Below are 23448 nucleotides of genomic sequence, written 5' to 3'. Positions count from 1 at the left end.
TAGGCGGTTCGGTGGCATCGACCGCTTGTTACTACTCCGAACGAGTGAGTATTCCGGGTGGCTGGAAACTCGGCCTGCACCTGCTCTATGGTGCGTCCGAGGGCAATGCAACTTGAGTTCAGTTTGCGGGGAGGCGGACGGGACCACGTTGACCAGCAACGATGCTTCGCTCCCAAAGGAAACTGAGCTGAAGATGCGGTCCGGCGGGTTGAGCGGGCCGCGCGTACGAGAGCCGTGCTGCGCCTGCGCGCTCGTGCCAGCGCACAACCGCAGGGCCGGGACAGCAGTCCCGAGCGACAACCTCTTCTGGGCATGGCACCTGTCCAGGTGGGTTCGGCACGTCTTCCGGGGGGACAGATGATCCGCAGCGTGGAACGGCACGATCACCTCGTGGCCGCTCCGGCCGCGCCGCCAGTCATGCAGGAGACGGTCGACATGACGTCGTTCGTCGGTCGCTCGGAGTTGCTCGGCACCGCCAAGACCCTGATGACCTCGGCTCGGCTGGTGACACTGATCGGAGCCGGCGGGGTCGGCAAGACACGGCTGCTGGACCGCTTGGCACGTGAGTGTGCGAACCAGACCGGCACACCGCATTTCAAGCACGGTGTCGCCGTGGCCCGGCTGGGCGACATCAAAAGTACCGACGACCGTCTCGACACCACAATCGCCGAAGCGCTCGGCATCCTCCACAACGCGTCGAGCCCGATCCGCACGAGGCTGGTCGAACACCTGCGCCACAAGCAACTGCTGCTCCTGCTTGACAACTGCGAGCAACTCGTCGGCGACGAGCCCGGCACCGGGCCGCTCCCCGACCTGCTGCGGACCCTGCTCTCGGCATCGCCGGCGCTGCGGATCGTGGTGACCAGCCAGACCAAGCTCGGTGTCCGCGGGGAACATCTCCTGCCCGTGCCGCCTCTGTGCACCGGCGTCGAGGAGTCCTGTGATCCGGCCGAGCGCGGCACCGTCCACGAGGCACAGCGCCTGCTGCTCGACCGGGCGCAAGAGATCGGTGTGCGGATCCCCCGCGACCACTACGCCCTGGTCAGCACACTGTGCGAGCTGCTCGGCGGTTTGCCGCTGGCGATCGAACTCGCCGCCGGCAAACTCGACATCATGACGCTGCAGGAGATGGTGGAGCAGCACAACCTCCTGCACGTGCTGGTCGGAGGCTCATCCGAACAGCGTCGCCACCGCACTCTGCGATCCACTCTCGACTGGTCCTACAACCTGCTCACACCGGACGAGAAGCACATGTTCATGCTGACGTCGGTGTTCGACGGCGGATTCGACCTGCACGCCGCCACCGCGGTCGCGGCGGCCCACGACGTCGACCAGGCAGACGTCCTCGGACGGCTGGCCACGCTCGTGCGCAAGTCCCTGCTGCTGACCGAACAACGCAACGGCCGTACCCGCTACCGCATGCTGCCGATCATCCGGCACTACGGCCGCGAGTTGATCAACGAGTCCGAACACGGGCAGAGCCTGCTGCAGTCGCACGCCGACTACTTCGAGGCGCTGCTCCAGCGCGGCGCCGATGAGTGGCTCAGCGATGCCGAAGTCGAATGGATGCGCACACTGCGCGCTGATCTGGCGAACATCCTTACCGCACAGGACTATCTCGCGCGAGCCCCCGGCCAATCCGGCCGCGCACGACAGATGGCGATCAACGCCAAACGGACCCGATTCCTGCACTTCGCCGGCCTGCTCAACACCGCGGACCGGATGTTCGTAGCCGCACCCGCTGACACCGACGAGGCTGTTTCAGCGCAACAGGTTACGGCACTGTCGCTGACCGCGTGGATCGCGCTGACTCAGGGCAATCCGGCTCGGGCGAAGACACTGCTCGTGCGGGCCGAGGACGCCGCCCGTGAACTCGGCATCTCGGACAGTTTTCCGCCACTCCTTCTCGCCCGAGGCAGCTGGCTGTTTTTTGCCGAACCAGACGCGCAGCGCGCGAGCGAAGCCGTCGGCGTACTTCAACGAGCCGTCGCGTTGTTCCACGAGGCCGGCAGCTCGGGGGATGTCTTCATGGCGCAACTCTTCCTGACGATGGCCACGGCGTTGCTGGGAGAGGGTGCCGCGGCCTTCCACGAGGTCGCACGGCTGGCGAAGCTGGTCGAGGGCAGCAGCCCGGAATGGTCGATGTCATGGGTGTTGTGGGCCGGCGCTCTTGCGGACGTGCTGCACGGAGACCCACACGCCGCGTTCCGGTCGGCGCAGGAGGCCCTGCAGATCCAACGGCGTATCGGCGACACCTGGGGCCCCGTGTGGAGTGTCTGGCTGATCGCCGTCATTGCCGCGACTGTGGGGCAGAGCGAGCACGCAGGCCAGCTGTTCGGTGCGGCCAACACCCTGCAGGGACACTCCCAGACCAACATCCTCGGGATGACCTCGTTGTTGCGCGTGCAAGACCAGGCACAACGGCGATGCCGGCTGGACCTCGGCGACGACGATCTCGAGTTCCCGATCGCCCTCGGTGAGTCACTGCCGATCTGTGAGGCGCTCGATCTCGCCCAGCGTGAACCGCTGCCCCGGCCGCGTAAACAAACAGGACGACAGCGGCCCGGAGGTCTGTCCGAACGACAGTGGCATGTAGCCCAGCTGGTGGCGCAGGGCATGACCAATCACGAGATCGGAGAGGTCCTGCACATCTCGAAACGCACGGCCGAGGTGCACGTGGGCAAGATCCTGAGCAAGCTCGATTTCGCAACCCGCGTTGAGATCGCGACGTGGGTTTCCAGCGCGAGGCCCCCGGTGCGCTGAGGACCCGGTCCGTCGCCAGGACGGCCCTGCCCTCACAGGGCTGCTACGAGGCCAGGCGGACGGGAAGGGCGCGGTAGCTGTTCATGATGGCGCTGTGCTGCCGACGGAGCTCGCCGGCCGGCACTGCGAGGCGGGCGTGCGGAAATCGGGTGATCAGTTCGGTCAGGGCGACCTCCGCCTCGGCAAGGGCCAGTCCCCTGCCCAGGCAGAAGTGCGGGCCGCGGCCGAAGGACAGGTGGCCGCGGGCGTCGCGGCCGGGATCGAACGTGCCGGCCTCTGCGAACCGGCAATGATCGCGATTGGCGGTCTGCAGCGACACGAAGACGATCTCGTCCTGAGGAATGACCGTCTCGCCGATTGTGACCGGCTCGGCGGTGAACCGGTAGGTGGCCATGCGCACGGGCGAGTCGAACCGGAGTACCTCGTTGATGGCGGCCGGGATCGCGTCAAGGTTCTGCGCCAGTGACGACCACCTCCGCGCGTCGTCGAGCAACCAGCGCACGCTGTTGGTGATGAGGTTGGCGGTGGTCTCATGTCCCGCCACCACCATGAGGAACACAGTGCTCAGTATCTCCTCGGGCTGGAGTCGATCAGCGGTGCCGGAAGGACTGACCAGCGAAGAGATCAGGTCGTCACCAGGGGTGTGCCGTTTGTCTTCGATCAGGCTTTCGAGAAAGGCGGCCATGGCGCGCGAGGCAGGGCCGGTCTGGTCTGGGTGGTCCTGCATCAAGCCGGTGGTCCACTCGCGCAGCGGCCGGCGCTCGAGCTCCGGCACGCCCAGCAGTTCGCAGATCACGGTGAGCGGAAGCGGAAACGAGAACGCATCCACCAGGTCGACGGCACGATCGGTCGGCAACGCGTCCGCGAGCCCGGCGGCCAACTCGCGAATCCGCGGCCGCAACCCCTCCACTCGGCGTGCGGTGAACTCTGCCGCGACAGGTGCCCGCAAGCGGGCGTGCTCCGGACCGTCGCGGAACAGCATGTGCGGGTCGAACAGATGGCTGAGATCGGTTGACACGCCTGCGGCCTCAAGCTGACGTCGCTGAATCGCGTTCAGCTTCGGCGCGTCCTTGCGCAGCCGCGGATCGACCAGAGCCGCGCGTGCGTCGTCGTATCGCGTGATCACCCACGCTCGCACACCGTTGGGCAGCACGGCTTGATGCACCGGTGCCCGCTCACGCAAGGCATCACCGATGGCGAGCGCGTTGTCCCAGTACTCCTCGCTGAATAGCCGTTCGACGGGCACGGCGATCCCCCTGTGTTGTGTTCGACGGAGCCGCCCGGTCAGGCGACTCTCGATGCGCCGACGAGCTCATGCGGATCAAGCTTCGATGGAATTCGAGCGCAGCGCTATCCGGTCAACCCCGTAGCCGCCTGTGTGAGATGAGCCGCAACTACGGGAAACCCCGTAGGCGAATCAGCCGACCACGTAGTCGTCTCTTCGCGCCCTTCATGAGAGGCAGGGGGTTCCACGAAGGGTGCGCCAATGCAGATCGAACTATCGTTTGCGCACGAAAGAAATGGTCGTCGTGGTGGGTCGGAAATCGTCTCGCCGTGCTGTCTCGGCTCGTCCCGGCGCAGAGACGCATGGACTCCGTGTGTTCGGTGCTCGCGTCATCACTTAGTGCCGAGCTGGCGCTACGGGCTTTCGGTGTCTCCAATACGTATATCCCCTTAGGGCGACAGAAAAATGGAACGGAATTAGCCGCAACCAACTGTTCTCGGTTGACAGATGCTGTTCTTGTCATATGGTGGGTGACGTCGGCATCCTGATCCTGCCGCACCATGCGGGACGGGTTCCGATGACGCGATTCGAGGGCGCCTGATGTCACCGCCGCTGATGAGGCGGTGACATGCCCGAGATATGCGTGCGTGACATTTGACGAGCACTGGGCGCCGAGGAGCACGTTCATTGTCCGGGCTTGGGACTCACCGTCGCGGCCCGGCGGAACAACGCTCAACGCCATGCCGACGCGGTCGTTCCAGTGCGTCATTACCTCGCCCGCCACAGCCGGTGGCGGGCGAGGTGCGGCCGGGCGGCGAACCTGGGAGGGATTCGTCGCCCGGCTACCACCGGTCAGTGCTCCAGCGCTGACCGGAGAAGGAGACGCTGACCGGCCCACCGTGCTGTGACGGCCCGTGGACGCATCCGTGACCACGACGGTGTGCCGGTTTGCGTCCCTGAACTAGGGGGAGCAAGCCGATGTCGCCGCATGAGCGACCGCTCTGGAAACACACCGCCCGCGGCCCGGTGGTCCAGCTGGGCGGCAGACTCGATCCACTGCCCGACCCTGTCGTCGCCTGGCTCAGTGGGGCCGGGGCTGTCGAGCTGACTGATGACGCGGCAACGGACCTGATCGAGATCGAAGCGCGCCTGCGGGGTCTTGCCGCGCAGCTCGCACAGGAGGCGACCAGCGTCGAGCGCGCACTGGCAGAGCAGCGTCGCCAGCTCGCTCGGCTGCCGCGGCCCCGGTGGGCATGGCGCTCGGCGCGACAGCGACGCAGGACCGACACGATCCTCGGTGCGACGATCAAGCGGCACTCCGAGCTCGCTGATCTGATGAAGGAGACCCAGGCGCTCCAAGCAGTCGTGCGGGACTACGTCATCAGTCTTGATCCGCCCTCCGGTCGTCTGCGTGAGGTCGCCGACGGCTGGAAGCGCTCGCCCGAGGTGCCGCCGACTGTCGTCGTCATGGGCACTGAAGACGAGTTCTTCGCGGCTGATTCCCGGCGTACCCGTCCGGACTGGGGCTATCCGATCGCCGACGCGGACCTGTTCGGCGAGCAATGGCGCCGAGACGGCGATGACCACGGCCCGCATGCCGGCCCGGCAGAGCACAGCGGCAGCTGGCAGCTCGGGTACATCCCGCGAACCGGGGAAATCTACGCGTCCCGGCGGTGCGGGCACCTGCCCCAGCAGGTGTGGCTGCTCGGCAGGGAGTTCGGTGCGCGGCAGGCTCACACCGTTCTGGACGGTGTACTCCCGCGGATGCGTGAACCGAACTCGTTGATCCTGGCCGCGGGGGTCGTGCACGCCGCGAGAAGCCTGCGCGGCACACGTCATCGCGCCGCACTGCGCCGCCCCGGAGCCGCGGGGACGCAAACACGCGTGCCCGACGCCGGAGAGCCCGATGACTAGGCCGGGCTTCCCCGCGCTCGTGGGGATCGCCGTGGTGGCGGTGGCCGGCTGCTCAGCCTCACCGGTACCGGCGCCGCCGGCGGCTACGGCATCCGGCGTGGTGTCATCGGTGCCGATCCCTCCGCCGGAGATCCGGGGGCCCGAAGTCACTGTGGAAGGTGACGCGACGTGGCTGACGGGCCGGCCCGGATGTATCTCACTGGTCGCGGTGTCCGGTCAGCGGTTTCAGCTGTCCGGAAGCGTCGCGTCGGACAACGAGCACCGGGCGCGCACGGGTGAGCAGCCGCGGGCACAGCGGGTGCGCGTGACCGGGTACGTGCCGGAGCGCGGCGCCTCGGTGTGCCATCTCGGTCCCACGTTCGTCGCGGAGCAGGTGACCGCCGTGAACAGCTAGAAAGAACCGATTCACCCTTTGCCGATACCCGTTTGCCGTCAGGTGCCGGGCGTTTCGTGGCGCCCGAAAAAGGCGGATAAGAATTTGTGCGGGAATATGTTCGAACGAGTTGACACTTGCGGTGGTCGCGTTGCAGTCTGGGAACTACCGGCACGTCCGTGCAGGTCACGGGCTCCACCGTAGGTGTTGATCCCGTGCGGGGGCGATTCTCTCGCCGCGAGGGGCCGCGTTCACGGGCAGAAACCCTCTGCCCTGCCGCGTTTTCCTGAATGTCTTCCATGGATGGCTTTGTTGCCGTCAGGCCCGGGGATTGCCCGGGCGACGCTATGAATTCGGGGGCTTTACACATGGCAGTACGTCCATCCCGCGCGGCGGCTCTCGCCGGCTGCGCGGTGCTGGTCGGGATCCTCGGGACCTCCGCCGCTCAGGCGGACCCAGGCCAGACCGGTGAGCGTGCGGCGATCGAGGGCAACACGCCGAGCTGGGCCACCGCATCGGCGAAGGTCGGTGACGTCGGCGGTGACGAGGTCCGCCGGGTGCGGATCGCGTTGACGCTCAAGGATCGCCGCGGTGCCGAGGCGCTGGCCAAGGCGGTGTCCACTCCGGGCAGCCCGTCGCACCGCAAGTTCCTGTCCTCGCAGCAGTTCGTAGACCGGTTCGCGCCCACACAGTCCACAGTGGACCGGGTGACGGACTGGCTGCGCGGCCAGAACCTGACGGTGTCGGAGGTGTCGGGCAACCGGCACTTCGTGACGGTCGAGGGCAAGGTCTCGGCCCTGGAGTCGGCGTTCCGGGTCAAGCTCGCGAAGTTCACGCTCTCGACGAAGGCCGGCGCGCTGGAGCTGGCCGCGCCGGAGTCCGCCGTGTCGGTGCCGCGTGAGCTGCGCGACGCGGTGGAGGCGGTACTGGGCCTGGACGACAGCGAGCGCACGATCACCCCGAAGCAGGTCGCGATGCGCACGCCCAACGGCGCGCCCGCCCGGCCGCGCGCCGAGGCCAAGGCCGCGGGTGACCCGAACAGCTGCGCGCTGTACTGGGGCGAGTCGGTCAACACCGCGGTGCCGCGCAGGTTCGCCGGCGACCTGCAGTCCAACGCGTTGTGCGGCTACGACAGCGCGCAGATGCGCGGCATCTACGGCCTGGGCGGCGGCAACACCGGGGCCGGGCAGAGCATCGGGGTCATCGGCGCCTACAACCACGAGCCGATCGTGTCCGACACCAACCGCGCGGCCGCGACGTTCGGCTCTCCGCAGCTGAGCCCCGGCCAGTACTCGGCGGTGCTCGCGAGCCGCTGGGACGACATCGAGCAGTGCAGCCCCGCGTCGTGGGCCAGTGAGCAGGCGCTGGACGTGCAGGCGATCCACACCATCGCGCCCGGCGCGCGCATCATCTACTACGGGGCGTCGAGCTGCCGGACGCTCTACGACGCGCTGAACAAGGCCGTGCAGGACAACAAGGCGTCGGTGTTGTCGAACTCCTGGGGCGCCTCGGGTGAGAACCAGCCCGCCGCGGTGCGCCGGCAGATGGACAGCATCGCCCTGCAGGCCGCGATCCAGGGCCAGGCCATCACCGTGTCCTCCGGCGACGCGGGCGACAACGCCGGCAACCCGGACGTGCGCCGCGCCGCCACCGACTTCCCTGCCAGCCACCCGTGGGTGACCGCGGTCGGCGGCACGTCGGTCGCCGTGGACGGCAACAACAAGGTCAAGTTCCAGACCGGCTGGGAGATCTCCGGATACACCCAGTCCGGCCAGAGCTGGGTGCCGCAGCAGGGCGCCGACGGCAGGTTCGCTGGCGGCGCGGGCGGCGGCGCGAGCTCGCTGTACGAGCAGCCCGACTACCAGAAGGGCGTCGCGCCGGCCACCGGCCGCCGCATGCTGCCGGACGTGTCCGCGCTCGCGGACGCCTACACCGGCATCGGCGTCGGCCTCACCACCTCGAACGGCTACGTGGAGTACCCCTCCGGCGGCACCTCCGCGGCCGCGCCGATCATCGCCGCGCTCGTCGCGGACGCCCAGCAGGCGCAGGGCGTCGAACGGTTCGGGTTCCTCAACACCGCGCTCTACCAGATGGCGGGCAAGGCGGGCATGACCGACGTCAAGCCGGTCGCGGCCGGTGTCTGGACGCCGCACATGGTCACCTACGGCCACGTCGACGTCCCCGGCACCCAGGGCTCCTACCTGGCCGAGTTCGACACCAAGCCGCAGTCGCTGCAGAGCACGACAGGCTGGGACAACGTCACCGGGGTCGGCACCCCGTCCGCGGGCTTCCTGACCGCCTTCGCCAAGTGACCTACCGGCGTCAGTCCGCAAAGGACTGATCCCCCAGGGCCGCGTCGCCCGCCTCCGCATCCCCCAGGGCGGACCCGCAAGTGCGGGCGACGCGGCCACCCCACCCCATCACACCCGGCTCGTCCCGGATCTGGAGCAGGACCATTGATCACTCGCAGGATCGTCACCCGCTTGCTGGCCACCGCGACCGTCGTTTCGGCGATGACGCTGACCGTGCCGTCCGGCACCTCCTCCGCGCAGCTCTGCCCCCGCACCGACGCGGCGGGGTCACCGACGCCGGGTGCGGCCGGCGTCGACGCGCACGCCGCCACCGCAGTGGGCTCGACCGGATTCGGCGCCGTTGATGTCACCGTCCGCACGCGCGCCGGTACCGACCAGCCACCCGGCCCGCCCGCGCCCGCATGGATCAGTGGCCTGCGCACCGCCGGCCGGCAGGTGGCCCACGTCGTGCGGCTGCGGCGGGGCTGACCGCCCGGCCTTCCATCGCATTCCCACCAGTCTTTCGTGCCATCGGGCACATCCCGTTCGGATCAGGGGGATCACGAACATGGCTCCACGACAACATTTCACACGGCACCGTGTCGCTCTCGCGCTGCTGCTCGGCTCGGCGCTGCTGGCTTCGGCGTGCACCAAGGACGCCCCCGGCACCGCCGAGGGCGGCGGCGAGCCGGAACCGGCGAAGATCGAGGCCGCGATCCCGCAGGAGTTCCGCGCGCTGGCCGAGGCCGCCGCGGGCTACCGCGCGATCGACGCGTGCGGCCTGCACGATCCGGACGCCGCGAAGGAGGTCACCGGCGACGAGCTCGACGAGATCATCCCGTCGCAGGACGGCATGCAGGAATGCCTGCTGCGCACCCACAAAGGTGAGTTCCGGGCCAGCTGGACGATCTACCTGGAGGTCGGCGACACCTTCGACGCCTCCCAGCGCAAGGACGCCGCACCGGAGAGCATCGGCGGCCAGGAGATGTTCATCTCCGAGGACGAGCGGACGTGCACGCTGGCCAAGCCGCTCGACGCCGACCGGGCGATCGTGCTGCGCACCAGCCCGTCGGGCACCGGAGAGGACAAGCCGGCCAAGTCCAGCTGCCAGCTGGCCAGGGATTACGCGGCCAAGGTCGCGCCGCTGTGGAAGGACCTGCCCAAGCGCGGTTCCGGGCGCACGACGCCGGAGCTGACGCTGGCCAAGCTCGACCCGTGCACTGTGGCGTCGGGCGCGCTGGAGATGTTCGGCGCGGACGCGGTGCTGCAGCCCTCGGGACCGTTCGTGTGCACCGCGAAACCGCTCAAGCCGGGTCCGCCGCCGCGGGACAAGGCAGCGGGCCGCAACGAGGTCGTCGTCACGCTCATGGTCGATGACGACCCGTCGGCGCTGGTGAAACCCGGCGACTCGAGCGCCCGTGAGGTCACGATCGCCGGCTACAAGACGGTGATCTTCCAGGGCCGGTTGGGCTGCACCAGCTACATCGTCTACGACCCGGACACCACCATCGTGCAGGACAACCGTGCGCCGGAGGGCGGCGGCGTGCTGTACCAGCAGATCCGCATGTCCACGGCGACCTGTGACGTCGCGCAGCAGGCGGCGGAGAAGGTGCTGTCGAAGGTGGGCAAGCGATGAACGCCCGCCTGCTCACCTCCGTGCTGGCGGCAACGCTGGCCGCCACGGCGCTGGGCGGCTGCAGCAGCCTGGTTCCCGGCACTGCCAAGCCGGAGTCCGCGCCCAGCGCCGGCACGGCCGAACCGGCCGGGATGTGCGCGCGCAGCAACGAGCCGCGGATGTGTCAGGAGTGGTCGGCCACCACGCCCAAGACCGGTCACGATCTGCTGCGTACCGCCGAGCAGGACCCGCTCGCCGCCGCGCAGATGCTGTGCTCGGCGCTGCCGGCCGACGTGCTGGACCGGTTCCTGGGCACCGGTCACTACCGGGTCATCGCGGGCAGCGCAGACAGCCCGACCTGCACGATCAGCTCCGACGACAACAAGAAGAACGCGGACGACAAGTACGAGCCCGTCCTCGAAGTCGAGATCTTCCTGTCGGCCAGGGAATCCCTGGGCCGGGACCTGTCCATTCTGCGATCGCGGCCGGACACCGCGGCGATGGTCACCGAGCTGTCTCTGTCGGGCAAGCCGGTGATGCGCGTGGGCAATCCCGAGGACGCCAACGGCCGCGGCCGCGACAAGGAGGAGCTCTCCGTCGCGGTGCTGGGCGACAAGAACCAGCCCGGGGCGCTGCGGATCCGGCAGAACCTCCGCCCGCCTCGCGGCAGCAAGGTCGACGCCCCGGTGGACCGGTCACGTTTGGACAGCATGCGCGACCCGCTGGTCAACGAGCTGCTGAAAGTCCTCTTCCCATGAACCTCACCGCATCTTTGTCGGGGGACAAGATCATGACGACCGTCAAGGGCCTGACGCGCGGGCTGCTCACGCTCGCCGCCGCGACAGCCTGCCTCACCGCCCTGCCCGCCGCGCACGCCGCGGCCACGGTGGCCGCGCAGGACAAGCCCAAGCAGATCACCTTGGGTGATCTCGACCCGCGGGTGGACGCCAAGACCGTCGGCGCGCCGTACGACCCGTGCGCGCTGGGCTGGGGCGCGTTCCCCGCCAAGGTCCGCCCGGAGACAGACAAAAAGCCACGGTTGCGTGCGCCGTCCGCCACCGACGTGTTCCGCACAGGGTGCAGGTACGACAACGGCGAGCTGCCCAAGAACACGGACCCGAACGGGAAGATCAAGAACTTCTTCGCGCTCGTGGTCTGGGCGAAGCCCGGTGAGATGAAGACCGCGCAGGCAGATCAGCCCAATTCGCAGCCCCACACCTTCGGCGGCAAGGCCGGACTGATCATCTCCGGGACCAACAAGACGAGCAAGGAACCGTTGTGCACCGGGATCATCCCGCTCGCCAACGGCACCGCCGCGATCGCAATCACCAACGGCCGCTTCGGCATCGACACCTGCTCGGTGGTCAAGCACGTCGGTGAGGTCATCGCCGGGAAGACGCCGTGAGCGCTCGACTGGGCGACGACGTCGCCGTGACCGCTCTGTCCGGCCAGGTGAGCGTCATCGGCGCGAGCACCGCTGCGATGCTCGCCGGGCCGGAGACCGACGCGGAGAAGACCCAGCCGCTGCGGCCGCTGACCACGACGGCGCTGCTGCGGCACGCCGTGCTGCTGCGCCTCGTGCAGTGGCGCCGGCCGAGCGTGCTGGTGACGTTGCTGCTGGCCGCGATCCTGATCGTGCTCGTGACGCTGCTGCTGCGCCTGCACGACACCATCGGCTCAACAGCGGCAGTGCCGCCCGCACCGCAGACCGTGACGGTCACGGCCACACCCGCACCGCCGATGCGCGACCGGATGCCCGCCGCCGCACAGCTGGACGCGGCCGTGATCGCACCACGTGAGATGACGCAGGCGGAGCTGGCTGCGTTGCCGCGCGCGGCGGTGGGCGTGGCTCTGGTGGGTGCGCCGGCCGATCCGGCACCGGGTGCCGATCCGGGCACGGTCGTGTTGCACCCCACCGTCGACACGCCGGTGTACGCCGAACCCGGCGGGTGCGCGTTCGCCGTGCTGCCGCCACGCCAAGTCCTCACGCCGACGTGGACCCCGGTTCTCGACCGGCGTGCGGGCTGGGCGCTGGTGATGCTGCCCTCGCAGCCGCATCCCACCGGCGCGGCGGCGGTCGGCTGGATCCACCTGCGGCCGCAGGTCGAACTCGCGCACGGTGACCGGCGCGTCGAGATCGACACCGCCACCGGCAGGGTCACGGTCCTGGCCGAACTCGGCCGCGGTAGCGCCGCGGCATCGACGCTCACCGGCACCCCGGCGTCCGTCGCGGCAGCGGCCCACACCGGCCGTCGCAGCTTCGTCGCCACCGGCGGCCAGGCCGACGCGCTGCCGTGGCTGCTGCGGGTGCTGTGGCCGTTCGGTCTCGACGCCGACCGGTTGTGCACCGGACTGATCGGCGGGATCACGGTGCCGGGCCTGCCCGCGGCGTCCCCGCTGGGCCAGCTCGACGCCACAGGTTGTGTTCCCGCTCCCCCCGGTGTGCGTGACGCGCTGCGCGAGGTGCCCGCCGGCACCGCGGTGCTCCTGCGCTGAACCCTTGTCCCCTCAGTCGTGGGTGCGGCGGAACCGCCGCTCGGGGGCGACCGGCACGCCGCACCCGCACCCACCCCCCACCGAGAAGCAGAAAGGAGGTCGTGATGATCCACGACGGTGACCGGCCCGGACCGGCTGGTCAGGACGACGAGCAACGGCCGACGCCCGGCCCGCCATCCCCCTCGGGTGGGCGGCGCTACCACAGGCCGCCGACGCAGGCGCGCCGCGGGCCCGCCCTGCTGGCCGGCGCCGGGCTGGTCGCCGTCGCCGTGTTCATCGCCGTGTTCGGCATCGTGCTCACCCGGCCCACCGCCGGCGAGCAGCACATCGACCCGCTCGGCCGCAACGACACCACCGGCACCACCGGCGTTGAGGCAGCGCCGGTCGTGGCACCGCGGGCGGTGAGCGCCGAGCAGCTCGCCGCGCTCCCGCACGCCACCACCTTCACCACGACCCCGGCCGCGCCACGCGACCCCGCGCCCGAGCAGGTGCCGGGCGGGCTGGTCGCCCACCCCACCTCGGCGGTGCCCGTGTACGCCGCGCCCGGCGGTGACCCGGTCGCCGTCGTCCCGGCAACCCAGCTGCTGGGCATCGAGCCGGACATCACCCGCACCGACACGTGGCTGTCCATCCTGGACACCCGGCCGGGGTGGGCGCTGGTCGCGCTTCCCTCACGCCCCAACAACTCCGTGGCGTGGATGCACACCGACACCCCCGACGTCACCGTCGCCACGAGCCCCAGCGTGATCACCGTGGACCGGGCCGCGTTCGAGCTCACACTCACCACCAGCGGTGCCGTCACCGGCCGCTGGAAGGCCGGGATCGGCAAACCCGGCGCGATCACCCCGGCCGGACGGACGTTCCTGCTCGCCGCGCTGCGCGACAACGCCTCCGCGTTCTCCACGGTCGTGCTGCCGCTGGGCACGCACTCCGACACCCACCAGACCTACGGCGGCGGCCCCGGCACCGTCGGCCTGCACACCTGGCCCACACCCGAGGTCTACGGCACGGCCTCCTCCGACGGCTGCGTCCGGATCCCACCGGACGCGCTCTCCAGCCTCACCGAGGCGATGACCCGCGGCGACCTGCCGCTCGGCACCCCGGTGTTGATCAAGTGAATACCTGTACCCGGCCCCAGGGCCACACCACATCAAGGGGGGACCACGTGGTCCGCACAACCACCCATTCCACACGCCTGTTCCTCGCCGCGGCCGGCATCGGCGCGCTCGCGGCGGCGGGCTCGGCGTCCGTGCTGGCACCGGCGAACGCGCAGGTCCACGGGCTCGCCGGCGCCCAGGCGAGCACGTCGACGGCCTACGGCGTGTCCGCCTCCGGCACCGAGAACAAGGCCGCGCAGCCCTCGGTGGCCTCCGACGGCGAGGTTAAGACCGCGTCGGGCTCGGTGTCCGGCATGGGCTGGTCCGCCAGCGGCATCACCGTCAAAGCCGGCAACGGGATCGCCGAGGCGACCGTCGCAAACGTGGTGGTCGCGGGCAAGACGATCGGGTCGGTGTCGGCCAAGTGCGCAGACGGCGCCATCAGCTACGCCCACGGTGGCGCGGCACCGGCCGACCCGAAGCTCAAGGTCGGCTTCGGCGGCGGTGCGGGCGCGACCATCCAGATCCTCGGTGCCGGCGACAAGGTCGCGCAGACGATCACCGTCGCGGTGGTCTCGTGCGGCAAGGCCACCGTGCCTACCACCAAGCCCCCCACCAACCCGCCGACGAACCCGCCGACGAACCCGCCCACGGGCCAGCCGACGGGCAAGCCGACGGGGCAGCCGCCGACCGGCACGCGGAAGCCGGCGCCCAAGCCCGACACCACACCGCAGCCCGCGCCGACGCCGCAGCTGCAGGACGGCCACCACCCGGTCACCGGCTGACCCAGGCCAGGACCGGTTCACCGCCCCACGTCCGGCGTCCCACCCCCACTTCCCCGGGGGTGGGGCGCACCAGCCCCACCACAAGCGACGCACAGAAGGAGGACCAGGTGATTCCCCTCAAGTCCCGCGCGGCCACCGACGAGCTCGCCGACCGAGTCGCCCGGCTCGCACGCGGAATCCGGGTGGCGCCGAAGTTCTCCACGATCCTGAGCTGGTGGACCGGCTACCCGCTGCGGCGGGTGCCCGTCGAAGCGGACCGGCTGGACGTGGTCGACGAGCACGAGGGCATGCTGCTCGGCCTGGAGCCCGGGACGGAAGTGTTGCGCCGCAACGGTGTCTTCGTCCCGCTCAACGCCGAGGGCCCGCACCTGGCGGCGATCAAGTCGCTCATCCACGTGCCGCGCCTGGGTTTGACGCCCGAGCAGCTCGTCCTGCTGCGCGACGGCGCGGTCCCCATCGGCGAGCTCATCCCCGACGCGCCGCGCGGCACCCACTACGCCATCGAGATCGACGGCCCGCGCGAACCGCAGGCCCCGGCGATCATGTCGCGCGGCACGCTCTACCCCGGCGGCATGCCCGCGGTTCTCGCGGACGAAATCGTGTTCTGGCGGGTGCTGCGTGATCGCGCCCCGCAACACGGCGTGCTGCTGCCCCGTCCTGTCCCGACCTCCGTGCCCGTGTGGTGATCACGAACATGCCGATACAGCTGACGCCCCCGCAGCCGGCGATCCCGGCGCCCCCGCGCCACCCCGCGCCCTCGACTTCGGGGTGGCTCACGCGGTACCGCACCGGTCCCGGTCCCGCCCGGCACACGCTGGTCGCGTTCCCCTGGTCCGGCGCCGGTCTCAGCGCCTACCACTCGTGGATTCCGCTGCTGCCGCAGGGAATCGACCTGGTGAGCGTGACGCTGCCCGGCCGCGACGACCGCCGCGACGAGGACCCGGTGACCAAGCTGACCCCGCAGCTCGTCGACACCATCACCGAGGCGCTGCTCGCACACATCGGCGACAGCGACACCGCGGTGGCGTTGTTCGGGCACTCGTTCGGTGCACTGCTCGCCCATGCCGTCGCCGTGCGCCTGCAGGAGCACCGGCACTGCCCGCAGGCGGTCATCGTCTCCGGCAGCCGCGCGCCGATGGTGCGCCCGCCGCACCCGCTGCACCTGCTCGGCGACCGGGAGCTGCTCGCGAAGCTCACCGACATGGGCGGCCTTCCACCCCGGCTGCGGCGCCACGAACAGTTCCTGCGGGGGTGGCTGCCGCGCGTGCGCGCCGATCTCACCGCCGCCGAGACCTACTGGCCCGGCAAGCCCGCAGTCTTGGACTGTCCGCTCCACGCGTGGTCGGGCGCGGCGGACTGGTACGCGCCGGCGTGCGCCGCGCACCGGTGGCTGGAGCTCGCGGCCGACGCGACGCACACGACGTTCCCCGGCGGCCACTTCTTCATCAGCGGCCCGCGAGGCGCGACCGCCCTGCTTCAGGCGTTGCGGTGGCCCCGCCCCGCGGTGGTGCGGCCGTTGCGGCTGCTGCAGTCACAACCGCTGCTCTCCCGCAGGAGGGGAGCGTGACCACCACCTTCGAGATGTTCGACGTCCACGCCGACGACGACGTGACCATGCGGGAACTGCGCAGGCTGCTCGCCCGCTGCTCGGACGCGGCGCTGCGATCGCGCTGCCACGGCGGCACGGCCGGCGCGGCGCGGCTGCTGCTGGAGGCGCTGCCCGCGCGCGCCGACCAGCTCACCGTCGCCGCGTGGACCGAGCAGAGCATGGTCGGTGTCGCGTCCATGATCTTCGACGCCGACGGCATCGAGATCGCAGTGCTCGTCGAAGACGCCTGGCAGCGCCGCGGCGCGGGCACCGCGCTGGCGACCCGCCTCGGTGAGGAAGCCGCCCGTGACGGCGCGCTCGCCGTCACCGCGTCGGTCGGCGCCACCAACACGGCCGGACTCGGGTTGCTGCGCAAGGTGTTCCCCGCGCTCGCGTTCGCGGCACCGCGCGACGGGCTGATCACCGCGGTGTGCCCGGTCGTGACGGGAGGGAGCCGATGACCACGAACGTGCCGGCGTGGACGTGCCGGCTGGGGTTGGGCACGTCCACGTCCGGCACCCCCGCCCACCAGCCCCCGATGTCCGGCTCGTGCCCCAGGGCTCACACGCACGACTGTGGGCCCGCGCCATGAGTTCCGATCCGCGCGACGTGTTCTCGCCCCTCCCTGACGCGCCCGGTCGTACCGGGCCCCAGCGAGATGTCACGCCGCTGCGCCTCGGCGCGCCGCCCCCGCCTCATCGGGTGATCCGGCCCGCCCCGTCCGTGATCTACCACCGTCAGGGAGAGCAAGTGCATTTCGATACACGTCAGCTGCAGATCCACGCCGAGCACCTCGCCGGCGCCGGTGCCCGCACCGTGCGCGAGCGCCTGGCACGGCCCGGAGCCACTGACGCGACCACCAAGAGCAGCGAGACCGACTACGTCACCGACTGCGACCCGGCCTCCGAAGCCGCGATGCGCCAGGAAGCCGCCGAGATCTGGGGCGAGGCGCCGCACTCCTTCACCGGCGAGGAAAGCGGTGTGGCACGGGCACGTCCGGGCGAGCTGCGGCTGATCGCCGACGGCGTCGACGGCACCGCCAATCTGCACGCCGGAGCACCCGAGTACGGGGTGTCGATCGCCATCGAGGTCGACGGCGTCGTGCTCGCCGGTGCGGTCGCCGAACCGGTCAGCGGCCGTGTGTACTCCGCCGGCCGCGGCAACGGCGCCCGCTTCTACGACCCCGCCGTGCGTCACCAGTGGGTCACGCTGGACGCCCGCAAGGACAAGCCGCTGTCGCAGCGGTTGCTCGCCACCGGCTTCAGCTACCAGGCCGCCGAGCGCGGCCCGCAGGCCGCCGTGGTCGCGCGCATGATCGAGCACGTCGAGGACATCCGCCGCGTCGGCAGCGCCGTCATCGACCTGTGCCGGGTCGCGCAAGGGGTCTTCGGCGGCTACTTCGAGCACTACCTCAACGAGTGGGACTGGGCCGCCGGCCTGCTGATCTGCGAGGAAGCCGGGGCGGTCGTGAGCTGGCCGGGCACCGGCGGACCGGCCGCGCACCTGGGCGACCCGATCTTCGCGGCCGCGCCGGAGGTCGCCGACGAGCTGCTGGTGCTGATGGAGAAGGCCGGGGCCGCCGCGCTCGACCGTCGAGTGCCGGCACCGGAGCGCGAGTGGGTGAGCGGTCATGCCCACTGATCCCGCACACGACCAGCCCGGTGGGACCGCCGGCATCGGTTCCCGGCCGTTCGTCATCCGGCTGGGCCAGGTCGTCGTCGGCAACGCGCTCATGGGCGTCGCCGTGGGCATGCTCGTCACCGCCGCCCTGGGGCTGTTGCCGCTGGATGTGTTCCACCGGGCGGTGGGTGAGCGGTGCGGGTGGACGATCGGCGGCGCGATCATCGCCGTGCAGTCGGCGCTGCTGGTGGCCAACCTCGCGCTGCGCGTCAAGCCCGGCATCGGCACGGTCGCCTCGGTCGTGATCCCCGCGGTCGTCGCCGACCTCACCCTCACGGTGCTGCCCGCGCCGCAGGCGGTGTGGCTGCGGATGACGGCGATGCTGCTCGGAGGCGCCATGTTCGCCGTCGGCACCGCCCTGTACTTGTCGGCCGAGCTCGGCGCGCTGCCCCGCGACGGCCTGATGGCCGCGATCGCCCTCCGCACGAACTGGAGCCAGGCACGCATCCGCATCGGCGCCGACGTGGGGTGCCTGCTCGCCGGCGTGCTGATGATCAACCCCGCGGTCGCGGTCGCCAATGGGTCGCTCGGGGCCGGGAGCGTGCTGCTCGCCGTCGCCCTGGGCCCGTCGATCGCGTCCCTCGTCCCACTGTTCACGCACCATCCACACAGGAGCGCACGTGTGCGGGGTGAAACCTGATGCCACGCAACACTTCCCGGCCCGAACGCATGATCACCCAGAACCGGTGGCTGCGGCCTCACGGAATCCACAACTTCTCGATCCCCGCGCTGGCAGGGAAACTGCCGGACGGCCGCCGGTATGTGACGTGCGAGCAGGCCGGCGTATGCGCACGAGCCTGCTACGCCCGCACGGGAACGTACCGGTTCCCGCAGGTACTGGCCAAACACGAGCGCAACCTCGCGCGCATCCTCGACGACCTCGACCAGTGGACCGCGGACATCCTCGACGAGCTGCGCGCGCCGAAGTTCGACGGGGCGGCGCTACGGGTGCACGACGCGGGCGACTACTTCTCCGACTCCTACCTGTCCGCCTGGCTGCACGTCGCACGGGCGACACCCCGGACGCTGTTCTACAGCTACACCAAGGAAATCTCGCGGTTCGAACGCATCGCCGCGCCGAACGCGCCGGACAACTTCCGCTGGGTCTACAGCTACGGCGGCCGCGAGGACCACCTCATCGACCCGACACGCCACCGCGTGGCCGATGTCTTCCCGACCGAGGAGGCGATCGCGGCGGCCGGGTGGCACACCAACGCCGGCTCAGATCTCGACGCGGTGCTGGGACCGTCACCGGTCGGCATGCGGCAGAACCACATCCCGCACATCCAGCGCCTCATCGGCGACCGGACGTTCCGGGAGTGGCAGGCCTCCAAACCGCGCGGTCGCCGTGCCGTCAACCGCGGCCCCGGCAACACCCGGCCCCGCAAGACGGGCCCGCCGTGACCGGCCCGCGCGAACAGCGCACGCGACCCGGCTCACGCCGCGCGCACCCGACCTGACCGATCACCCGCCCTGCCCTGGAAGGAGAAGCCCATGCGCACCTGGACCTCGACCGGCCTGGCCGCCGCACTCGCCGTGCTGGTGTGCGCGGGCTGCTCCTCCCCCACACCCGACCGGACCGTCCCGGCACCCACCGGGCCGGAACTGAGCGCGTCGACACCGGCGACCAGTCCGTCACCGCCGCCCGGATCGGGTCTGCGGCTGCCGAGCGTCTCGCCGATCACACCGTCCGCGCCCGCCGGTGCCCCGTCGACGGTGCCGCCGCCCCCGACCGCGCCGACCGCCGCGACCACCGACTTCGCGGACCCGGTCGCGGTGACGCGGGCGTGGATGACGCAGTGGTGCGCCTCGGACTACCGCCAGCCCCGCAACAACAACATCGAGCGGGCAACGGTGTTCTCCACCACCGCGGGCAAGACCGCGGACCTGCGGGCCGGTGACAGCGAAGCTTCGTACCGCGCGGTGGTCGAGCAGCAACTGTCCACCCGCTGCGACCGGATCACCGCCGAGATCATCCCCGAGGCCCCGCGCGGCGAGGGCCAGGTCTACGTGCGGGCGACAGCGCACCGCACCCTGCTCGCGGCCGACGCCGCCGTCCAGACCGAGCAGGTCCTCACCACCCGCGCGGTACTGCGCCAGCCCGACGGCCGGTGGCTCGTCGACGTCCATGTCGAGGCTGGCTGATGGCGAAACTTCTCCTGATCCCGCTCGCCGCGCTCGCCGGCGCGATGCTGCTCGTGCTGGTGCTGCTGCAACCCCGCCGCGCCGACGCCGAGGCGATCATCCCGCCCGCGACCTGCCAGGTACCCGGCACCGGACACAGCACCCCGGCGCCACCGCAGGGCGGCGGCTCGTTCGCCGGAGTGACGCTCTCACCGACGCAGACCACGACGGTGCGGCAGATCCTCGGGGTCGCCAAAGCCATGAACATCACCCGCCGCGGCGCGGTCATCGCGTTGCAGGCCGGCATGCAGGAATCAACGCTCAACCCGTTGGCGCGCAACGGCAACGCCGTCGGCGTGTTCCAGCAGATCGCGCCGGGCCCCGCGAACGCCTACCTCGGCTACGACCGCACCGACGCCGCCGCCGCGTCCAAGGGCTTCTTCACCGTGCTGCTCACACGCGCACCGGGCTACGACACCGACGCCCGCCCGAACCACGAACTCGCCGAGGACGTCGAGCGCAGCGGCGAGGGCTGGCGCTACCAGCGCCACCAGCCCTTCGCCGAAGCGGTCGTCGCCGCGCTCTACGACGGCTCCGGACCGCCGCTGGACTGCGCGGACCGCTCGTTCAAGGGCCGCATCCAGGTCACCGTCACCGGCTCGGACGTCACCCTGCCGCCGGAAGCCGGTGTCGCCGGCGTCGTGCACGCGGCGTCCCCGCAGGTCGCCACCGCGATCGCGGCCGGACTGTCGTGGCTGGGCATCACCTACTCCTGGGGCGGCGGCAACGCCGACGGCCCCACGAAAGGCGTGCGCGACGGCGGTGTCGCCGACTCGTACGGCGATTACGACAAAGTCGGCTTCGATTGTTCGGGCTTGACGCTGTACGCGTACGCACAAGCCGGAGTGCAGATCATCCGGCCCTCGGACGCGCAGCTCACCCGCGCGAAACTCGTCGTCCCTTTCATGCAGGCCAGGTCCGGTGACCTGCTGTTCTGGGGCACACACCATGTCGCCATGTACCTGGGGCAGATCAACGGCCAGCACCTGATGCTGGAAGCCCCGCAAAGCGGCGATGTCGTCAAGGTCTCCACGGTCAGAACAGGCGGAGATTTCCGGAATGTCGGCGCCCGCCCAATTCCGTAGCAGACAAGCCCAATTCGATAAGAGGAGAGCGCATGAAGGTGCAGGGAAAGGTCGAGCAGTACGAGGCAAAAATGAAGGGAGATGTGGAATGGAATTCCGTCCAGTAGACATCCCTCAGGCGGAATGGGACAAGGAGCCACCTGTTCGTCTCCCGCCTGGCTGGGATCCGCGGGAATGGGGCTGGGAACCTGCGATCAGTGCTTATGACCCGGAGTTGGACCGGACTTTGGAGATGCTCGTCGGGGTCGACGAGCCCCCTGAGCAGACGTGCAGCATTCACGCTTACTACGCGTCCGGCGAGCCCGACGTAGGCAACGGGCGAGATCTGCACAATCCGGTGGCCATCGTACAAGAGAACGGTGGCGTCTACACATTCAGGGTCAATTCCGCGCGGGAGCTTGAAGAGCTTTTGACCCAGGCCGAACAGTACGGATACGCCGAAGCCCGCGACGGCGGATGGACGGTTCACGTGGCCCCGACTGCGGCCATGGCACAGGACGCGGTCGAACAGGACCATCAGCGCCACTTGGTGCGCTGGGATCTACACGGAACGAATTGGTTCTTCACCGACACAGACATCCCACTCCCGGTCGACGGACCAGCCGTACGACCTCTAGACCCGTCCGCCGGCCTGGAGGACAACCAGGCGTTCCGTGCGGGACCGGCACGCGAGGCACCCGGCACGGACGGGTCGCTGCGCGACGCCGCGAAACGGATCCTCGCGGCCGTGCACCCGAAACGCGCGCCCGACCACGACGTCGCGGTACCGGGGCAGGGGCTCTCACGTGGGGGGCCGCAGTGGTGACCGGCAACGGCTACCACGCCGAGGACCCTATCGACCTGAACGCGGCCGCCCCGGCACGGGCCGCCGCGGCCGCGCCATCCAATGACGTTCCCGTCGAACGTCCAGGCCCGGAGCAGCTGGCCGCCCCGCTGCCGCCGGTGACGGCGGATCCAGCGCTGTGGGGGTGGCGCGCCCGGCTCCGGAAGATGACCGGCGGGCTGATCAAGCCTGGCCCAGGCCGGGAGGAGGCACGGCACCGGCAGGCCGAGGTCGCGGTGCGCCAGCACCTCGGGGGCGGCCGGCTGGTGATGGTCGCCAACCCCAAAGGCGGCGCACAGGTCAGCACCACCACGTTGATGCTCACCCACACCTTCGCCGCGCTGCGCGGCGGACCGGTGGTCGCGTGGGACAACCACGAGGCCCGCGGCACCCTCGCGCAGCGCGCGGAGGTCACGACACCGGACACGCACGTGTGGCACCTGCTCGGCGCGGCCGAGCAGCTCACCGCGGTCGGCACGGCGGGCGATCTCACTCACTACCTGCGCTCGCAGCCCTCGCGTGCAGAGGTCCTGGCCAGCGACACCGACCCGGCCCGCGCAGAGCAGATCGGGCCCGGTGAGTGCGGCCGGATCTGGTTGCTGTTGTCGCGCTACTTCGGGCTGACGGTGATGGACACCGGTAACAACGTCCGCACCGGCAACTGGCAGTGGGCCGCGGCCATGGCCGACCAGCTGGTCGTGCCGATCACGCTCGAGCCCGACGTCGCGCAGAGCGCGGCATGGATGCTCGACCACCTCGACACCCGGCGGCCGGAGCTCGTCTCCGGCGCGGTCACGGTCGTCGGTCCCGCCGCGGCGGCCGCGCCCCCGGCGCTGCGGCGGCAGATGCTCGCCTACTTCGCCGCGCGCACCGCCCTGGTGGTCGAGGTGCCGTTCGACCCGCAGCTCGCGGGCGGCCGACCGATCGTGCACGCCCGGATCAGCGACGCCTCCCGGCGTGCGTGGGTCGGCGCGGCGGCCGCGGTCGCCGACCGGCTCGCCGCCCAGCGCTCCCCGCGCCCGGACCAGATGCCGATGCCGCTTCGGGCAGGCAAGTCAGCCCCTCCCGCACAGGAGCACGACAAATCCGAGCAGCCCGCCGACACCGGACGGCCGCCACCGGGCGCCGCACACGCGCCGGTCACCGAGCTGCACCTGCGAAAGGCAACGTGATGTTCTACCGCAAGAACCCGGAGGTGAGGTTCCTCGCGCAGAACGATCCCGGCCCACCGGGCGCGCCCACCGGCTCGCCCAACCCGTTCGATGGCGTCCAGCCGGACCTCGGGGTGTGGGGCGATCCCTTCAACGCGGCCTGGAAAACAGCGCTCGGTGGTGTGTGGGCTCTTGGGTTCGTTGTCATCGCGTTCGGGTTCATCCGCGCCACGGTCGAGCTGCAGCGTGCCAAGAAGGGCGGCTACTCCGCGGACGTGCACGAACACACCGAATCCTTGAAGAAGTCCATATTCTCTCTGATCGCGCTGGCCGGTGTGGGCATGATCTTCGGTGCACTGATCGCCCTCGTCTGAGCAA

General features: G+C 70.4%; 23 protein-coding genes. 22 read left to right on the top strand and 1 reads right to left on the bottom strand.

Annotated elements, in window-relative coordinates; translation table 11 throughout:
* The first annotated feature begins 369 nt into the window (after window positions 1-369).
* Complete coding sequence (locus ADL03_RS26875) at window positions 370-2763, top strand: LuxR C-terminal-related transcriptional regulator (protein ID WP_053736335.1); 2394 nt, start codon at window positions 370-372, stop codon at window positions 2761-2763.
* A 43-nt stretch (window positions 2764-2806) separates the two neighbouring features.
* Here the strand turns inward: ADL03_RS26875 and ADL03_RS26870 are convergent, their stop codons facing one another.
* Window positions 2807-4009 (bottom strand): cytochrome P450, encoded by a 1203-nt coding sequence (locus ADL03_RS26870; protein ID WP_053736334.1) that lies wholly within the window; start codon window positions 4007-4009, stop codon window positions 2807-2809.
* Window positions 4010-4966: 957 nt separating this feature from the next.
* Between ADL03_RS26870 and ADL03_RS26865 the strand changes: the two genes are divergently transcribed.
* From ADL03_RS26865 to ADL03_RS26765, 21 genes are all read left to right on the top strand, one after another.
* Window positions 4967-5902: a hypothetical protein gene (locus ADL03_RS26865; protein WP_157529285.1), complete on the top strand. Its 936-nt coding sequence runs from the start codon at window positions 4967-4969 to the stop codon at window positions 5900-5902.
* 109 nt (window positions 5903-6011) lie between these two features.
* Entirely contained in the window at window positions 6012-6296 is a 285-nt protein-coding gene (locus ADL03_RS26860) for a hypothetical protein (RefSeq protein WP_157529283.1), read from the top strand.
* Window positions 6297-6643: 347 nt separating this feature from the next.
* Window positions 6644-8587, top strand: a complete 1944-nt coding sequence (locus ADL03_RS26855) for a protease pro-enzyme activation domain-containing protein (protein WP_082373505.1) — start codon at window positions 6644-6646, stop codon at window positions 8585-8587.
* 144 nt (window positions 8588-8731) lie between these two features.
* On the top strand, window positions 8732-9055 hold the full coding sequence (locus tag ADL03_RS48765; RefSeq protein WP_053736331.1) for a hypothetical protein: 324 nt from the start codon (window positions 8732-8734) through the stop codon (window positions 9053-9055).
* A gap of 79 nt (window positions 9056-9134) precedes the next feature.
* A complete protein-coding gene (locus ADL03_RS26845; protein ID WP_053736330.1) occupies window positions 9135-10202 on the top strand; it encodes a DUF3558 family protein in 1068 nt (355 codons plus the stop codon).
* Complete coding sequence (locus tag ADL03_RS26840; protein ID WP_053736329.1) at window positions 10199-10939, top strand: hypothetical protein; 741 nt, start codon at window positions 10199-10201, stop codon at window positions 10937-10939. Before ADL03_RS26845 ends, ADL03_RS26840 begins: the two co-directional genes overlap by 4 nt.
* Window positions 10940-10971: 32 nt before the next feature.
* Window positions 10972-11586, top strand: coding sequence for a hypothetical protein (locus ADL03_RS26835; protein WP_053736328.1), 615 nt, complete (start codon window positions 10972-10974; stop codon window positions 11584-11586).
* Window positions 11583-12677 carry a hypothetical protein gene (locus ADL03_RS26830; RefSeq protein ID WP_053736327.1) on the top strand — a complete coding sequence of 365 codons (1095 nt, stop codon included), beginning with the start codon at window positions 11583-11585 and terminating at the stop codon, window positions 12675-12677. The genes ADL03_RS26835 and ADL03_RS26830 overlap by 4 nt, the downstream gene beginning before the upstream one ends.
* Window positions 12678-12781: 104 nt before the next feature.
* Window positions 12782-13795 (top strand): L,D-transpeptidase, encoded by a 1014-nt coding sequence (locus ADL03_RS26825; protein ID WP_082373503.1) that lies wholly within the window; start codon window positions 12782-12784, stop codon window positions 13793-13795.
* A gap of 47 nt (window positions 13796-13842) precedes the next feature.
* On the top strand, window positions 13843-14559 hold the full coding sequence (locus tag ADL03_RS26820; RefSeq protein WP_053736326.1) for a hypothetical protein: 717 nt from the start codon (window positions 13843-13845) through the stop codon (window positions 14557-14559).
* A gap of 107 nt (window positions 14560-14666) precedes the next feature.
* Entirely contained in the window at window positions 14667-15245 is a 579-nt protein-coding gene (locus ADL03_RS26815; protein WP_053736325.1) for a hypothetical protein, read from the top strand.
* An 8-nt stretch (window positions 15246-15253) separates the two neighbouring features.
* Window positions 15254-16126: a thioesterase II family protein gene (locus ADL03_RS26810; RefSeq protein ID WP_157529281.1), complete on the top strand. Its 873-nt coding sequence runs from the start codon at window positions 15254-15256 to the stop codon at window positions 16124-16126.
* Window positions 16123-16608, top strand: a complete 486-nt coding sequence (locus ADL03_RS26805) for a GNAT family N-acetyltransferase (protein ID WP_053736323.1) — start codon at window positions 16123-16125, stop codon at window positions 16606-16608. The genes ADL03_RS26810 and ADL03_RS26805 overlap by 4 nt, the downstream gene beginning before the upstream one ends.
* 289 nt (window positions 16609-16897) lie before the next feature.
* Window positions 16898-17788 (top strand): inositol monophosphatase family protein, encoded by an 891-nt coding sequence (locus tag ADL03_RS26800; RefSeq protein ID WP_053736322.1) that lies wholly within the window; start codon window positions 16898-16900, stop codon window positions 17786-17788.
* Window positions 17778-18467 carry a YitT family protein gene (locus ADL03_RS26795; RefSeq protein WP_053736321.1) on the top strand — a complete coding sequence of 230 codons (690 nt, stop codon included), beginning with the start codon at window positions 17778-17780 and terminating at the stop codon, window positions 18465-18467. The genes ADL03_RS26800 and ADL03_RS26795 overlap by 11 nt, the downstream gene beginning before the upstream one ends.
* Window positions 18467-19231 carry a hypothetical protein gene (locus ADL03_RS26790; protein WP_053736320.1) on the top strand — a complete coding sequence of 255 codons (765 nt, stop codon included), beginning with the start codon at window positions 18467-18469 and terminating at the stop codon, window positions 19229-19231. The genes ADL03_RS26795 and ADL03_RS26790 overlap by 1 nt, the downstream gene beginning before the upstream one ends.
* A gap of 90 nt (window positions 19232-19321) precedes the next feature.
* Complete coding sequence (locus tag ADL03_RS26785) at window positions 19322-19972, top strand: hypothetical protein (RefSeq protein WP_053736319.1); 651 nt, start codon at window positions 19322-19324, stop codon at window positions 19970-19972.
* Window positions 19972-21096, top strand: coding sequence for a C40 family peptidase (locus ADL03_RS50870; protein WP_053736318.1), 1125 nt, complete (start codon window positions 19972-19974; stop codon window positions 21094-21096). Before ADL03_RS26785 ends, ADL03_RS50870 begins: the two co-directional genes overlap by 1 nt.
* An 88-nt stretch (window positions 21097-21184) precedes the next feature.
* Window positions 21185-21901, top strand: coding sequence for a hypothetical protein (locus ADL03_RS26775; RefSeq protein WP_157529279.1), 717 nt, complete (start codon window positions 21185-21187; stop codon window positions 21899-21901).
* Complete coding sequence (locus tag ADL03_RS26770) at window positions 21895-23091, top strand: hypothetical protein (protein ID WP_053736316.1); 1197 nt, start codon at window positions 21895-21897, stop codon at window positions 23089-23091. Before ADL03_RS26775 ends, ADL03_RS26770 begins: the two co-directional genes overlap by 7 nt.
* Entirely contained in the window at window positions 23091-23444 is a 354-nt protein-coding gene (locus tag ADL03_RS26765; RefSeq protein WP_231642287.1) for a hypothetical protein, read from the top strand. Before ADL03_RS26770 ends, ADL03_RS26765 begins: the two co-directional genes overlap by 1 nt.
* Window positions 23445-23448: the final 4 nt, after the last annotated feature.

Source organism: Nocardia sp. NRRL S-836 (assembly GCF_001279525.1).
Classification (GTDB): Bacteria; Actinomycetota; Actinomycetes; order Mycobacteriales; family Pseudonocardiaceae; genus Lentzea.
This window is presented reverse-complemented; position numbering and strand designations above follow the sequence as displayed.

Bases quoted from the DNA above. Each gene is read 5' to 3' on its own strand.
- ADL03_RS26865 (WP_157529285.1), top strand. From the start codon at position 4,967: ATGTCGCCGCATGAGCGACCGCTCTGGAAACACACCGCCCGCGGCCCG.
- ADL03_RS26855 (WP_082373505.1), top strand. From the start codon at position 6,644: ATGGCAGTACGTCCATCCCGCGCGGCGGCTCTCGCCGGCTGCGCGGTG.
- ADL03_RS26845 (WP_053736330.1), top strand. From the start codon at position 9,135: ATGGCTCCACGACAACATTTCACACGGCACCGTGTCGCTCTCGCGCTG.
- ADL03_RS26840 (WP_053736329.1), top strand. From the start codon at position 10,199: ATGAACGCCCGCCTGCTCACCTCCGTGCTGGCGGCAACGCTGGCCGCC.
- ADL03_RS26835 (WP_053736328.1), top strand. From the start codon at position 10,972: ATGACGACCGTCAAGGGCCTGACGCGCGGGCTGCTCACGCTCGCCGCC.
- ADL03_RS26825 (WP_082373503.1), top strand. From the start codon at position 12,782: ATGATCCACGACGGTGACCGGCCCGGACCGGCTGGTCAGGACGACGAG.
- ADL03_RS26810 (WP_157529281.1), top strand. From the start codon at position 15,254: ATGCCGATACAGCTGACGCCCCCGCAGCCGGCGATCCCGGCGCCCCCG.
- ADL03_RS26795 (WP_053736321.1), top strand. From the start codon at position 17,778: ATGCCCACTGATCCCGCACACGACCAGCCCGGTGGGACCGCCGGCATC.
- ADL03_RS26790 (WP_053736320.1), top strand. From the start codon at position 18,467: ATGCCACGCAACACTTCCCGGCCCGAACGCATGATCACCCAGAACCGG.
- ADL03_RS26785 (WP_053736319.1), top strand. From the start codon at position 19,322: ATGCGCACCTGGACCTCGACCGGCCTGGCCGCCGCACTCGCCGTGCTG.
- ADL03_RS50870 (WP_053736318.1), top strand. From the start codon at position 19,972: ATGGCGAAACTTCTCCTGATCCCGCTCGCCGCGCTCGCCGGCGCGATG.
- ADL03_RS26775 (WP_157529279.1), top strand. From the start codon at position 21,185: ATGGAATTCCGTCCAGTAGACATCCCTCAGGCGGAATGGGACAAGGAG.
- ADL03_RS26765 (WP_231642287.1), top strand. From the start codon at position 23,091: ATGTTCTACCGCAAGAACCCGGAGGTGAGGTTCCTCGCGCAGAACGAT.